Genomic DNA, 13,320 nt, shown 5'->3' on the forward strand with positions numbered 1-13,320 from the left:
GGGACAGGACCTGGGCCTGGCAACCAGGAATCTACCGGTGCCGGACGGGTTGCGGCGTTGTGCTTATCAGCGATGCGCTGTTGCTGTTTGGTGCGTTTGTTTCTGCGATCTTTGCTCACACGTTCCATTGTGATCGCGTAGACCTCGTCGAACGGCAGCGACGCGGCAGCGGCAACCTCTTGCGCGTCGGGCCAGTACCGCGAAGTCCATTTCCGCACTGACCCACTGGCGACGCCAACTTGGTCGCCGATAATTGCAAACGACTGTGTTGAGGTCACACGACGTGCAACCGCATCAGCGACTGTTTCCGGGGCATGCATACCCGGCTGCGGGCTAAGAGGGCGACCGTGACGTCTTTGCCTGACCCATAACCCGACCGTTGACCGAGAAGGGCGTTGGCCATAGCTTTCTTCCAGCCAATCGCCGATGCGCTTGTACGGCATGCCTTCAAGAAACTTATCAACTGCTTGCTCCCGGATCTCACGGGGAAAATGCGCGGACATCAGAAACCCTCTCCGCCCCCGGGGACACTCCAACTATTTGTCCGCGGTCCCAGCCTCTCGCATCTTCGTCATCCGGTCTTCGTCAGCTAGGCCGCACCCCACCCGGCACAGGTGCGCGGGCACGAAAAAGCACCCGCCCCAACGGGAACGGGTGCGGGCCGACAGGGCCTACTTGCCCAGCTTACGACGCTGAACGCGGGTGCGGCGCAGCATCTTGCGGTGCTTCTTCTTGGACATGCGCTTGCGGCGCTTCTTGATCACAGAACCCATGGGGCTTCCTCGTTTCCTTGGTGTACGTACAGTGCCTGTCAGCGCGACCGCCACCCCGCCAAGCGGGGCGAACGGGCCGGCGTGAGGTGCACACTCCGCAGGGCGTGCGCCGACATCAATGGTTGACAGCATACAGCCCGCCGCGTGTCCGACCAAAAAATCCGGCGCCACCCGCCTTGACTGGAAGCGAGCGGCGCCGGTTGCAACGCAAGGGCGTTATCCCACGTCGTAGACGGAGGACTCCAGGTACTCATTCACCGCGCCCTCGTTCACACGGAACGACCGACCCACGCGCACGGCCGGCAGCTCGCCGGAGTGCACGAGGCGGTACACCGTCATCTTGGAGACGCGCATGATCTCTGCGACCTCTGCGACTGTCAGGAACTTACCTTTGTCTTCGTTTGCCATAAAATACTTAACCCTTCAGCACGGTCGCGCTGTAGGCTTCCCCTCCCACAGGACGAACACGCACGTGCCTGAACCAGACTATCGTGAAACCAGGGCCGAATGCGACCTGAGTGCCAAAATTTTTCTGTGAGTCCCCAGAGACACCGCATCATTGATGTGAAGAGTGGGGCGCAGAGTGCCTATCGACGCCACACCCACCCCCACACACCATCACCCGATCTCCGCGGAACGGTTCGCGCAGGCCTCCGTCGCCCGGTAGAACGCGCCGCGCAGCCCGGACTCCTCGAGCTCCCGGATCGCCGCCACCGTCGTCCCGGCCGGCGAGGACACCCCGGCCCGCAGCTCGGTCGGCGTCTGCTCCCCCTCCAGCATCGCGCCGGCGCCGGCGGCCGTGGCGGAGGCGAGCTCGGTGGCGAGGTCGCGGGGCAGGCCGAGGGACACGCCGGCGTCGACAAGCGCCTCTGCGACCAGGAAGAAATAGGCGGGGCCGGAGCCCGAGAGCGCGGTGACCGCATCCATTTGCTTCTCCTTGACCTCGACGAGCTTGCCGGCCGCGGAGAGCAGCTCGCTGATCGCGGCGTGCTGCTCGTCATCAACGAAGCGGCCGAACGCCGCGGCGAGCACGCCCTTGCCCACCAGCATCGGGGTGTTGGGCATCACGCGCACGATCGGGGTGCCCGCGGCCGAGACGGCCTCCTCCATCGCCTGCAGCGAGATGCCCGCGGCCATGGAGACCAGCACCGTAGCGGAGTCGGAATCGGCGATGTCGGTGCTGATGTCCTCGATGAGGCCGAGGATCTGGCCCGGCTTCACGCACAGGAACGCCACCTGCGATTCGGAGACGGCGCCGTTGTTGTCGTCGGTGACGTTGACGCCGTAGCGGTCGGCGAGCTCGTCGCGGCGCGCCGCCGTGCGGTTCGTGGCCGTGATCTGTTTGGGGTCGATGCCGCTGGCCACCAGGCCGGACAGCAGGGCCTCGCCGATGCTGCCGGCGCCGAGGATGGCAATCTTGCCCTGGAACGTGGGTGCAGTCGTGGATTCCATGGTGGACAGACTAAACCCTCCACCGGCAATTGCGCTCAGTGGAGGGCTCAGTGGAGGGTTTGTACTGCGGGGGCGTTTAGATCAGCGCCGGCCCAAATGCCATGACCACGGCGGCGATGCCCGCCATCGTGACGGTCAGCGCGTCCTTGCCGGTGCGCATCGCGCGCACGCCGAAGATGACGGCGAGGACGGCGACCACGCCCAGGATCGCGGCGACGATGGTGGACATGTGCGCCCAGATCCACTGGAAGGCGAGGAAGCCGAGCACGCCGAGCAGGACGCCGACGAACACCAGCAGGACCAGGACGATGGGGTTGACGCCCTCGTCAACCGGCTCGTCCATCTCCGCTGCCTCCGCTGCTTCCGGCGGCTGGACAGGCGCTGCCGGCTCGACGGGGCGCTCCTCGCGCGGCTCGACGGGCGCGGTTGCCGACGGCTCCGGCGCGACGACCGGGATCTGCGACGTGTCTTCGGTACGCACCGGACGCGACGCGCCAGCAGTCTGAGACTCAGTTTTCGGCTCAGCCCTGGGCGCAGCCTTCGGGGCGGACGCGTCGGGGACCTTCCGCAGGACGGCGGTGTCGCCCGCGGACGGCGCCTTCGGCTCCGCGGGCTGCTTCGGCTCCGCAGGCTGCTTCGGCTCCGCCGGCTCCGGCGAAACCTTCACCACCTCGACGGGGGCGGAAGCGCCGGTCGGCTTCGCGTCCTTGGGGGGCTGCGGGGGTGCGTCGATAGGCACGTTGGAGTGCTTCGACTCCGGCGGGCGCGCCTCGACCTTCTTCAGGGACCCGGTGAGCTCCGCGACAGACACGCCGCCGTCTTCCAAGCTGCGGCGACGCCGACGGCGCTTGCCTGCCTCGGGGTTGTCCTGCTGGGCCCGGGCAAGAAGCTCCGCAACGGTCAGCTGCCGTTCCTCAGACATTAGGCGTTGTCTCCTTCGTCATCTCCTGGGGCAAGTCCCTGGTCAATCCGCTTCAGAATGACGCCTTCGCGCAACGCCCAAGGACAGATCTCTAACTTATCAAGATTAAGTGCACGCATCGCGGCTTCGGCCACCAGGGCACCCGCGACGATCTGGTGGGAGCGGTCCGAGTTGATGCCCTCGAGCTCCGCGCGGTCCGCCGCGGTCATGCGGGAAATAAAGGCAATGAGCTGGCGCAGCCCCGGGGCGGTGAGTGTGCGCTGCACGTACGGCCCGGCCGAGGAGGGCGCGGCGCCCGTGAGGCGGGCCAGGGAGCGGAACGTCTTGGAGGTGCCGACGGCCAGGCCGGCCTCGCCAAGCGCGCGGAACTCATCGGCCGGGCCGGCGAGCTCGGCGTCGATAAAATCGCGCAGCGCATTAATCTTCTTGCGCTCCGGCGGGTCGGTGTCGAACCACTCGTGGGTCAGGCGGCCGGCACCCAGGTTGAGCGACACGGCCAAGTCCGGCACCTCTTCGGTGCCGGTGGACAGCTCAAGGGAGCCGCCGCCGATGTCCAGGTTGGTGATGCGACCGGCGGACCAGCCGTACCAGCGGCGGACCGCCTGGAAGGTGGAACGCGCCTCTTCCTCGCCGGAGATGACCCGCAGCTGCACGCCGGTCTTCTTCTCCACCTTCTTCAGCACCGCGTCTGAGTTCGTCGCCGAACGCACCGCCGAGGTGGCAAACGCGAGCAACTCATCGCACTTGAGCTTGTCGGAGAGGTCCTTGGCCTCTTGCACGGCGTCGATAAGCTTGCTCACGCCCTTGTCCTCGATATTGCCGTCCGCGTCCAGCTGCTCCACAAGTCGCAGGGGCTGCTTCCAATCGCTCATCGGGGTCGGGCGGCCGCCGGAGTGGGCATCTACCGCCACGAGGTGGACGGTATTGCTGCCAACATCTAATACACCTAATCGCACACCACTAGGGTAATGGGTCTACCGTGTTGAGGTGTGAATCAGCCAGCTTCGAACCAAGTTTTTCTCGGTTTCCCCGCAGACTCGCCGGCCGGAAAGTCCATCCTGGCCGGGCGCGAAACCCGCCCAGACTTCCCGCACGAATGGTTCGAGTTCGTCCACCCCGACGACCCCACCCACTACTTCAGCCTCGACCTGACCTGGCTGGAATCCACCTGGTCGTGCCGCTTTGGCACGCCCGAGTGCCTGGGTATTGATGAGAGCTTCCCCGTGGTCGGCTGCTGCATCCACGGCGCGTACCTCTCGGACGAGTCGGACCGCGACGACCTCTACAACGCCGTTGCGGAAATGCCGGCGAAGTACTGGCAGCTGCGGCCCGCTGAGACCGACTCCTACATCGCCAACGCCGACCCGACCATCCTGGAGCCGTGGCTGGAATGGGACGACACTGAGGAAGAGGACGACGGGCCGCACATTAAGACCCGCGTGGTCGACGGCGCGTGCATCTTTGCCAACCGTTCAAAGGAGGGGACGGGGCCGGGGTGCGCCCTGCACCAGTGGGCGATGGCGGAGGGCCGCAACATCATCGGCTCCAAACCGGAAGTGTGCTGGCAGGTGCCGTTTTCGCGCGAGGACGAGTACGAAGAGCGCTCCGACGGCGAGGAGATTCTACGCACCACCATCGGCGAGTACGACCGGCGCCAGTGGGGCGGGGGCGGCGAGGACTTCGACTGGTGGTGCACCAGCGCCCCCAGCTGCCACACCCCCACCGGCAGCGGCTCGGCGACGCCGGTGTGGCAGTCCATGAAGGACGAGCTCACCGCGCTGATCGGCGAGAAGCCCTACGAGATCGTGGCGGCGCACTGCGCGGCGCGCGCGGCGCTACCCGCCGAGGCGAAAGCGGTTCACCCGGCGGCCCGGAAGCAGGCTTAGCCCTCGAACTTGTAGCCCAGGCCGCGGACCGTGACCAGCAGCTTCGGCTTGGACGGCTCCGCCTCGATCTTGGTGCGCAGGCGCTTGACGTGGACGTCGAGCGTCTTCGTGTCGCCGACGTAGTCCGCGCCCCAGATCCGGTCGATGAGCTGGCCGCGAGTGAGGACGCGGCCGGCGTTACGCATCAGGTACTCCAGGAGGTCGAACTCCTTGAGTGGCATGGGGACGGGCGTGCCGTCGATAAGCACTGTGTGCCGCTCAATGTCCATCTTGACGCGGCCGCCAACGAGGACCTCCTGCTCGGCCGGCTTCGCCTCCTCCGTCTCGCCACCGCGGCGCAGCACGGCGCGGATGCGGGCGATGAGCTCGCGGGTTGAGTACGGCTTGGTCACGTAGTCGTCGGCGCCGAGCTCCAGGCCCACGACCTTGTCAATCTCCGTGTCGCGGGCGGTGACCATGATGATCGGGACCGAGGAGACGGAGCGCAGCGACTTGCACACCTCGGTGCCGGACATGCCCGGCAGCATGAGGTCCAGGAGGACCAGGTCCACGTCGTTGTCGCCGAACTGGTCGAGTGCGCTGGGCCCGTCCTGTGCCACGAGCGTGTCAAAGCCTTCCTTTTGCAGGAGGTAGGCCAGGGGATCAGCCAAAGATTCTTCGTCTTCAACGATCAGGATGGTTGTCACAGGTCTTCCCTTTCCTACTTATTGGCTTTCACTCGGCGCATGACGTTACGCACCGGGGTGTTCGTGCCCGACTTCGGCTGCCCCTTGGCCGTCACTGCTGGCTCGCCCGCCGCTTCCGATTCGGCGGCCGCGCGCTCGAGCTCCGCGCGCTCCGCGGCCTGCTCCGGGTCGAAGATCGGCAGCTCTATGGTGAACGTCGACCCCGTTCCGGGCCGGGACCATAGTTTGATGTTACCCCCGTGGTTTGCCACCACGTGCTTCACAATGGCCAAGCCCAGGCCGGTCCCGCCCGTGGAGCGCGAACGGGCCTTGTCCACCCGGTAAAAGCGCTCGAAGACGCGCTTCTGGTCCTCGGGGGCGATGCCGATACCGCGGTCGGTCACGCGCAGGTACAGGACGTTGCCGCGCACCACCTTCTGGGTGATGCTCACCGGCTTGCCGTCGGGCGAGTAGTTCACCGCGTTGGAAACGAGGTTGGACACGGCCGCGGTGAGCAGGGGGCGGTCCCCCATCACGCGCAGCCCGGTGCGTTCCCCGCGGATGAGCTCGATCGAGCGGTTTTCCGCGCCGACGTGGTTGCGCTCGATTGCGTCATCAATAATCTCGTCCACCCGCACCGGGCTCATGTCCGGGAGCGCCTCCGCGCCCTGCAGCTTGGACAGGGAGATCAGGTCTGTGATCATCTCCCCCATCCGGTGGGCTTCCTTTTGCAGCTTCGCGCCAAAGTAGGTGACCATGTCCGCGTCCGTGGGGTCTTCCATGAGCGCCTCTGCAAGCAGCGCCATGCCGCCGACCGGCGTTTTCAGCTCGTGGGAGACGTTGGCCACGAAGTCGCGGCGCGCGTTTTCCATCCGCACGTTCTCGGATTCGTCGGTGACGTAGACCACGGCGTACGAGTTCTGGGTGAGCGTGAGCGGCTTAATCACGGCGCGCACGTTCCGAATCCGGCTGCCCGTTGCGCGCTGCGGGAGGGCGAGGGCGAGGATGTGCTCCTCTTGGTCGTCGAAGACCTCCTCGGCCACCGCCCACACCTCGGGGTTCACGGTGCCGTCGTGCACGACGGACATGTCGTGGGCGCGAGCGTTGGAAAGCGTGACGTGTCCCGAGCGCTCCATGACGGCGATACCCGTGGGGGAGCCCTGAATAGCCAGGTGATACATCTGGCTGATCGAGCTTGCCTGCGGCTCCGACTCCGCCGTGTACTCCCGGTTGCGCTCGCGCCAACGCAGCGCCCGCCGCAGGATTGGAGCGGCGAGCGCGGCGACTGCGATGCCCAGGAAAAAGGCGATAAGTGGGGTCATGCAGACAACTTTAGGGTCTTACTTCTGCCCCTGGTTTGCCACGGCAGCGGCGCCGGCAGCGGCGGCCTCCGGGTCCAGGTATGTGCCGCCCGGGTTCAGGACCTTGCCGTCCGCGTCAATCTCGTAGACCAGCGGCATGCCGGTCGGGATGTTTAGCCCGGCAATGTCGTCGTCCGAAATGTTGTCCAGGTACTTGACCAGCGCGCGCAGGGAGTTGCCGTGCGCGGCGATCATCACGGTCTTACCTTCGAGCACCTGCGGCAGGATGACGTCGACGTAGTACGGCAGGAAGCGCTCGACAACGTCCTTGAGGCACTCGGTGCGCGGCACCTCCGGGAGGAAGGCGTAGCGCGGGTCGTGGGTCTGGGAGTACTCGTTCTCCGGGTCGATCTCCGGCGGCGGGGTGCCGTAGGAGCGGCGCCAGGTCATGAACTGCTCCTCGCCGTACTCGTCGCGGATCTCCGCCTTGTTCAGGCCCTGCAGCTTGCCGTAGTGGCGCTCGTTGAGGCGCCAGTTGCGCTCCACCGGGATCCAGTGACGGTCAGCCGCGTTGAGCGCCAGGTTTGCGGTGCGGATCGCGCGGCGCAACAGAGAGGTGAACACCATGTCGGGCAGCACGCTCTGCTCGGCCATGAGCTTGCCTGCATTAATTGCTTCCTGCTCACCCTGCTCGGTCAGGTTCACGTCGACCCAGCCGGTGAATTGATTGGACTTGTTCCACTCGCTTTGCCCGTGACGGACAAGAATTAGCTTTCCGTTGCTCATGGTTCCCAGCATGCCACGATTCCGTTCAGCATGCGTTCACGTACTCTCATAGGCAGACCTTTTAAACCACCATTCGAGGAGGACTTGTGAAGCTCGCCCGCACCCGTAAAGTCGTGGCCGTAGCGCTTTCCGCCGCAGCACTCGCCGCAACTTTCGCCACCCCCGCCACGGCGCAGGAGCCCGCGCTGGTAGCCCCCGGCGGCGCGTTCCGCGTCTTCCCGCAGGAGCCGCAGACCGAGATGCCCCTCGAGGGTGCGGCCAACGGGCACATCACCATCCCACCTGAGGCCAGCGTGGCGTCCTGCTCCCAGGGCCCGAGCGGCACGATCCGCGGCGAGCGCGTCCTCCTTATCGCCGGCCACTGCGTGCTCCAGGACAACGAAACCCCGACGTTTAGCACCGAGGCCACCGTCCCCGTCGCCGGCAAATACCCGCGCATCGGCGAGCGCAAAGCCGCCCACAAGCCCACCGAGTACGAGCACACCTTCTGGCCGCACGAGTTCTTCTGGGACACCGTCAACACCGACGACTGGGGCGTCGTGCTTATCGACGATTCCGTGCCCGCCACCAGCATCTCCCAGTCCAGCAACGCGGCCGGCGCCCCGGTGAGTGCCCCCGTGCAGCTGCGCAGCATCCGCGACTACCCCACCCTGCCGGTGAACCAGTTCAGCACGGACAACTTCGGCCAGCCCATCTGTAAGGACGGCGCGACGTCCGGCCGCTCCTGCGGGACGCAGATCGGCCGCAGCCGCAACGGCGTCTACTCCTGGGGCCTGAACTACCAGGGCGGCGACTCCGGCGGCATCAACTACGACCCGAACGACGGCGCCGTCATCGGCGTCACCTCCATGGGCATCGGCCCGCTGGGCAAGGCCCAGCCGGCGGACCGCATCATCGAGGACGCCTACGGCGTGCCCGACGGACACGTCAACGAGGAGTTCACGCTGGAGCAGTCGACGGCCCCGCACGCGGAGTACACCTCGCTGAATCAGGAGTTCGACCAGGTCATGAACACAATCCAAGAGGAGAACCCGGAGGTGGAGATCTCCACGCCGAAGGAGGCCTGGGACAAGTCGGTCGCCGTCGCGCAGCAGGACGCCAACACCCTGGCGCAGCGCGCGAGCCAGGTGAACTCCGTGGAGGGCGCGCAGGAAGTGGCAAACATGGCCGGCGCGGCGGCTGACCACCACTCCCAGCAGCTCGCGGTCACTGGGGCGAACTACCTGCTCAACGACGTCCTCGGGCAGGGCCGCCCGCACTAGCCCGCACTAGCCGCCGATGGCGCGGCGGTCGTCCAGCCCGGGCTCAAACTCGGCGATCGTCCGCTCGTAGACGCCGACCAGCGCCTTCGCGCTCTCCTGCCAGCTAAAGGTGGCGGCGTGCGCGACGGCGGCTTCGCCCATAGGGATGCGCAGGGGGTCGTCGTCAAGCAATGCCCCGAGCGCCTCGGCCCAGCTGGCGGGCTCGTGACCATCCACGAGCACCCCGGTCTCCCCCTCCGCCACCGCGAGCGGCAGCCCGCCCACGCGCGCGGCGACGACGGGAGTGCCGGTGGCCTGCGCCTCGACCGCGACCAGGCCGAACGACTCGTTGTAGCTGGGCACGGCGACGACGTCTGCCGCCTGGTAGATGGACACCAGCTCCTCCGGCGGCCTGGGCCCCAGGAAGCGCACGAGGTGTCCAACGCCCTCGTCGCGCGCGAGCTGCCGGTAGTGGTCCACGCTCGCACCGCTTCCCGACGCCCCGCCGCACACAATCGCGCGCACCGGCAGGCCCGGCTGCTCGCGGTGGAGCTGGCCCAGCGCCCGGATGAGCACCTGCGGCCCCTTGAAGTCCTGCAGGCGCCCCACGAACGCGACGACCTTGGCGTGCAGCGGGATGCCCAGCTGGCGGCGCGCCAGCTCCGTGTTGCGGTTCGTGCCCGGCGTGAACAGTTCGGTATCCGCGCCCGGGGTGACCACGCTGATTTTGCAGGGGTCCACGTCGTAGTGCCGGGAGAGCTCGTCAATCTCGTCGCGGGTGTTCACCACGAGGGTGTCCGCGTTGTCCACGAGCTGCTGCTCGCAGATGCGCCGGGCCTCGCCCTCGGAGCTGCTATTCGACGCCGCGTTTTTCACCGCCGCCCACGTGTGCCCCGTGTGCACGAGCGGGATGCCGGCCAAGTCTGCGAGCAGCCAGCCGACCTGGCCCGAGAGCCAGTAATGGGAATGGATGAGGTCGTAGCGCAGGTCGTGGGCGCGCGTGAACTGGACGACACCGCCCGCGAACGCGGCGAGCTGGGTGGGCAGTTCCTCCTTGTGCAACCCCTCGTAGGGGCCGGCGACGATGTTGATCACCCGGAAGTTCTCGCACACCTGCACCACCTCCCCCTGGCTGGGGCGGGTCGCGCGGGTGTACACGTCCACCTGGACGCCCTGGCGCGCGAGCCCCTTTGCCACGTTAAAGGTGTACACGTTCATGCCGCCGGCATCGCCCACGCCGGGCTGTTCCAGGGGCGAGGTGTGCATGGAGATCATTCCCACGCGCAGTGCATCTGCATCCATAGCGCCCCAGGGTAATGCAGCGCGCGTACCTAGTAGGCGGCGTGCTTGTGCCAGGCGCTGAAGTCGCTGGCCACGTCGGCCGCGAGGTACTGGTAGGCGCGCTTGGTGGGCGCCGCCAGTCGGTCCAGGTCCACCACTGCCCCCTCGGCGAGGTGCCGGTCGTACGGGATTGCATGCACGGCGCGGGTGCGCGACGCGAAGTGCGCAGCGAGCTTGTCCGTATCAATGGTGGGCTTGCCCGGCGCGGCCGCGGAGATGACCACGGTGGAGTTGGCCGCGAGTTGGTCGTAGCCGTGGAGATTGAGCCAGTCCAGCGTGGCGGCGGCGGACTGGGCGCCGTCGAGCGCCGGCGAGGTGACCAGCACGAGCGCGTTGGCCAGGTCCAGCACGCCCGCCATGGCGGAGTGCATCAGGCCGGTGCCGCAGTCGGTGAGGATGACGTTGTAGTGGTGTTGCAGGATGTCGATGGAGCGGCGGTAGTCCAGCTCGGAGAACGCCTCGGAGACGGCGGGGTCGCGCTCGGAGCCGATCACCTCGAGCCGGGAGCTGGACTGGTTGGTGTAAGCGCGCACCTGCGGGTAGCGCGAGGTGTCGGGCGCGGCGAGCAGGTCGCGGATGGTCGCCGGGGTGGTCGCCGCGGCGCGCTGGGCGAGCGTGCCCAGGTCCGGGTTGGCGTCGATGGCAATGACGCGGTCGCCGCGGGTCTCGGCGAAGATGCCGCCGAGGGCCACGGTCGTCGTGGTCTTGCCCACGCCGCCCTTGAGGCTCATCACGGCGATGCGGTAGTCGCCGCGGAGGGGTGCGCGGATGGCGTCGATAAGCTGCTCGTGCTCGAGCTCCTTGTGCGAGCCGCCGGGGTTGATCCGGCCGCGCGTGGCGGTGTGGACGAGTTTGCGCCAGCCGCGTTTTGGCGGCGCTTTGACGGGATCGACCAGGTTGGAGTGGTCGAGCGCTTGTGGCGGGACGAGCTCGATTGGGCCGTCACTGAGCGTGGTCACAGAAATCCCCCTTGAATTGTTCCCCCTGAACGTGTGGGCACCAAGCCTAAGGCAGCTGGGGGAAGCGTGCAACGCGAATGCGTTTCGGAGGATGTTCCAAGCGAAAAACTTTCCAAAGTTACGGTTGCGTAGGTTATACTCGCATCTACTTATTTCACTATAACTAAGGAGTGACGGTGAGCGCATCCGACGAGAAGGCCTGGATCCAGCAGTACGCGGAGTGGACGGACCCGCACCCTAGGCTGGGCAGCGACACCCTGGTCAGCATGTTCAATGCCAACGTGGCCGCCACCCCGCAACGCGACGCCACGTGGTTCATGGGCAAGGCACTGACGTACGCGCAGCTCAACGAGAAGGTCACCCGGCTGGCCAACGCGCTTGCCGGGCTCGGCGTGCGCCGCGGCGACCGCGTCGCGCTCGCGCTGCCGAACTGCCCGCAGCACGTCGTGGCGCTGACCGCCGTACTACGGCTGGGCGCAACCGTGGTGGAACACAACCCGCTCTACACCGCCTACGAGCTGCGCGACCAGTTCATCGACCACGGGGCGAAGGTGGCCATCGTCTTTGACAAGCAGGCGGACACCTTCACCACACTCACCGAAGACACCCCGCTTGAGACCGTCGTCTCCGTGAACATGATCGACGAGATGCCCTGGGCCACGCGCGCCGCGCTCTCCGTGCCAGTCGGCCCAATCCGAGACAAGCGCGCGCAGCTCACCGGCCCGGCGCCCGGCACGATCGATATGAAGGACCTCCTGGAGGGGCGCGGCGGCGCGCACGTTGCCAGCCGCGGCGGGGTACCGGCCGGCGAGCCGCCGATCAGCGCCGACGACCCGGCGGTGATCCTGTACACCTCAGGCACGACCGGCGCGCCGAAGGGCGTGCCGCTCACCCACCGCAACATCACTTCCGTGCTCACCGCGGGCGTGTCCTGGCTGGAAAACTGGGGCGCGGTAGAGGAAAAAGTGCTGGGCATCCTGCCCATGTTCCACGTCTACGGCCTTACGCTGAACTACGCGCTGCCGCTCACCTGCGGCGCGCAGATGGTGCTGCTGCCGGCGCCCAAGCCGGAGCTGTACCAGAAGGCCATCCTGAAGACGCGGCCCACCGTCCTGCCGGGCGTGCCCACCCTGTACGACCGGATCATCGACTGGGCCGTCGAATCCCACGCGGACCTCTCCTCTATCCACACCTCCATCTCCGGCGCGTCCACACTCCCGGCCCACACCATCGAACGGTGGGAGCAGGCCACCGGCGGCCGGCTCATCGAGGGCTACGGGCTCACGGAGACCTCGCCAATTCTGGCGGGCAACACGCTCGACGGCACCCGCCGCCCCGGCTACATCGGCCTCCCCTTCCCCAACACGGAGATCCGCATTGCCAACCCGGACAACCCGGCGGAGACCGTGCCGGACGGCGAGCCCGGCGAGCTCCTCGCGCGCGGCCCCCAGGTGTTCTCCGGCTACCTCAACAACCCCGAGGCCACCGAGAAGACCTTCTACCTGGACTGGTTCCGCACCGGCGACATGGCCGTGATGGAGCCGGACGGGTGGATCAAGCTGGTCGCGCGCATCAAGGAGCTCATTATCACCGGCGGCTTCAACGTCTACCCCGACGAGGTCGAACAGGCGATCCGGCAGCACCCGGACGTCACCGACATCGCCGCGGTGGGCCGGCCCCGCGCGGACGGATCCGAGGACGTCGTCGCCTGCGTCACCCTTCGCGACGGCGCGGCGCTCGACCCGGAGGGGCTGAAAAAGTTCGCGCGCGAGCGCCTCACCCGGTACAAGGTGCCGCGCACCTTCTACCACTTCGAAGAGTTGGACCGAGACCAGACCGGCAAGATCCGGCGCCGGGACGTGCAGCGCACGCTCATCCGGATGTTGGAAGAGGACGGCGCATATCGGGCAGCAACGAGGCAGCAACGAGGCGCAGAAGTTCACAGAAGCCCCACATCGCCCGCTACGGTAGAGAAAGCTACGGAAGCGTAAGGT

The 13,320-nt window shown here is 67.0% G+C and carries 14 protein-coding genes; 3 read left to right on the forward strand and 11 right to left on the reverse strand.

Annotation, left to right across the window (positions count from 1 at the left end):
- The 6 genes from CKJ84_RS12265 to CKJ84_RS11040 all read right to left on the reverse strand — a co-directional run.
- The coding region (locus tag CKJ84_RS12265; protein WP_158221696.1) for a hypothetical protein at window positions 1-503 on the reverse strand (503 nt) is incomplete at its 3' end.
- 168 nt (window positions 504-671) lie between these two features.
- Window positions 672-773 carry a 30S ribosomal protein bS22 gene (locus CKJ84_RS11020; protein ID WP_003855542.1) on the reverse strand — a complete coding sequence of 34 codons (102 nt, stop codon included), beginning with the start codon at window positions 771-773 and terminating at the stop codon, window positions 672-674.
- A gap of 216 nt (window positions 774-989) precedes the next feature.
- Window positions 990-1,181 (reverse strand): helix-turn-helix domain-containing protein, encoded by a 192-nt coding sequence (locus CKJ84_RS11025; protein ID WP_095275138.1) that lies wholly within the window; start codon window positions 1,179-1,181, stop codon window positions 990-992.
- Between the two features lie 210 nt (window positions 1,182-1,391).
- Window positions 1,392-2,225: a pyrroline-5-carboxylate reductase gene (gene proC, locus CKJ84_RS11030; RefSeq protein ID WP_095546979.1), complete on the reverse strand. Its 834-nt coding sequence runs from the start codon at window positions 2,223-2,225 to the stop codon at window positions 1,392-1,394.
- A 76-nt stretch (window positions 2,226-2,301) separates the two neighbouring features.
- Window positions 2,302-3,147, reverse strand: a complete 846-nt coding sequence (locus tag CKJ84_RS12385) for a hypothetical protein (RefSeq protein WP_198949277.1) — start codon at window positions 3,145-3,147, stop codon at window positions 2,302-2,304.
- A complete protein-coding gene (locus CKJ84_RS11040; RefSeq protein ID WP_095537627.1) occupies window positions 3,147-4,103 on the reverse strand; it encodes a Ppx/GppA phosphatase family protein in 957 nt (318 codons plus the stop codon). Before CKJ84_RS11040 ends, CKJ84_RS12385 begins: the two co-directional genes overlap by 1 nt.
- Window positions 4,104-4,136: 33 nt before the next feature.
- Here CKJ84_RS11040 and CKJ84_RS11045 point away from each other — a divergent pair, with 33 nt between their 5' ends.
- On the forward strand, window positions 4,137-5,033 hold the full coding sequence (locus tag CKJ84_RS11045) for a hypothetical protein (RefSeq protein ID WP_095275142.1): 897 nt from the start codon (window positions 4,137-4,139) through the stop codon (window positions 5,031-5,033).
- On the opposite strand, the gene CKJ84_RS11050 is transcribed toward CKJ84_RS11045, so the two are convergent.
- The 3 genes from CKJ84_RS11050 to CKJ84_RS11060 are packed head-to-tail and all read right to left on the reverse strand — an operon-like array spanning window position 5,030 to window position 7,785.
- Window positions 5,030-5,719, reverse strand: a complete 690-nt coding sequence (locus tag CKJ84_RS11050; RefSeq protein WP_095275143.1) for a response regulator transcription factor — start codon at window positions 5,717-5,719, stop codon at window positions 5,030-5,032. The two genes, CKJ84_RS11045 and CKJ84_RS11050, sit on opposite strands and share 4 nt — an antisense overlap.
- A gap of 14 nt (window positions 5,720-5,733) precedes the next feature.
- Window positions 5,734-7,020, reverse strand: a complete 1,287-nt coding sequence (locus CKJ84_RS11055) for a cell wall metabolism sensor histidine kinase WalK (RefSeq protein ID WP_095546980.1) — start codon at window positions 7,018-7,020, stop codon at window positions 5,734-5,736.
- Between the two features lie 18 nt (window positions 7,021-7,038).
- Window positions 7,039-7,785, reverse strand: a complete 747-nt coding sequence (locus CKJ84_RS11060; protein WP_198949278.1) for a phosphoglyceromutase — start codon at window positions 7,783-7,785, stop codon at window positions 7,039-7,041.
- Window positions 7,786-7,871: 86 nt separating this feature from the next.
- On the opposite strand from CKJ84_RS11060, the gene CKJ84_RS11065 reads away from it, so the two are divergent.
- The gene (locus tag CKJ84_RS11065) at window positions 7,872-9,047 is read left to right on the forward strand and encodes a hypothetical protein (RefSeq protein WP_095546982.1); all 1,176 of its coding nucleotides are present in this window, start codon (window positions 7,872-7,874) and stop codon (window positions 9,045-9,047) included.
- 6 nt (window positions 9,048-9,053) lie between these two features.
- Here the strand turns inward: CKJ84_RS11065 and mshA are convergent, their stop codons facing one another.
- Together mshA and CKJ84_RS11075 are read right to left on the reverse strand one after the other, a co-directional pair.
- The gene (gene mshA / locus CKJ84_RS11070) at window positions 9,054-10,328 is read right to left on the reverse strand and encodes a D-inositol-3-phosphate glycosyltransferase (RefSeq protein ID WP_095546983.1); all 1,275 of its coding nucleotides are present in this window, start codon (window positions 10,326-10,328) and stop codon (window positions 9,054-9,056) included.
- 29 nt (window positions 10,329-10,357) lie between these two features.
- Entirely contained in the window at window positions 10,358-11,326 is a 969-nt protein-coding gene (locus tag CKJ84_RS11075) for a MinD/ParA family protein (protein ID WP_233125686.1), read from the reverse strand.
- Between the two features lie 176 nt (window positions 11,327-11,502).
- Here CKJ84_RS11075 and CKJ84_RS11080 point away from each other — a divergent pair, with 176 nt between their 5' ends.
- Window positions 11,503-13,317 (forward strand): long-chain-fatty-acid--CoA ligase, encoded by a 1,815-nt coding sequence (locus CKJ84_RS11080; protein WP_095546985.1) that lies wholly within the window; start codon window positions 11,503-11,505, stop codon window positions 13,315-13,317.
- Window positions 13,318-13,320 lie beyond the last annotated feature (3 nt).

It is taken from the genome of Corynebacterium sp. NML 120412 (assembly GCF_002285155.1).
Taxonomy (GTDB): domain Bacteria; phylum Actinomycetota; class Actinomycetes; order Mycobacteriales; family Mycobacteriaceae; genus Corynebacterium; species Corynebacterium gottingense.